This is a genomic window from Halioglobus sp. HI00S01, assembly GCF_001635445.1.
Lineage (GTDB): Bacteria > Pseudomonadota > Gammaproteobacteria > Pseudomonadales > Halieaceae > Halioglobus > Halioglobus japonicus.
In genome coordinates this window covers 1-237 of sequence record NZ_LWEE01000256.1, presented here as the reverse complement: position 1 = coordinate 237, position 237 = coordinate 1, and the positions used below count along the sequence as shown (strand labels likewise).

Below are 237 nucleotides of genomic sequence, written 5' to 3'. Positions count from 1 at the left end.
TCCCGATCAAGGGTGAGTGGGTAATGCGCTTCCGCGGAGAACTGGGCTATGGCGACGGTTATGGCGATGCCACCGAGCTACCGTTCTACGAGCACTTCTTTGCCGGCGGGTTCGGCAGTGTGCGTGGCTTCGAGAGCAACACCTTGGGACCGCGTTCCACGCCCGCAGAGCTCTATGAGGGCCGCGGCGCGGTGACAGAGGTCGACGAGGAAACCGGCGAGCCCACCGCCATCGGCG

General features: G+C 65.0%; 1 protein-coding gene. It reads left to right on the top strand.

Annotated elements, in window-relative coordinates:
* On the top strand, nucleotides 1–237 hold a 237-nt coding region (locus tag A3709_RS17425; RefSeq protein ID WP_156507831.1), incomplete at both ends, for a BamA/TamA family outer membrane protein.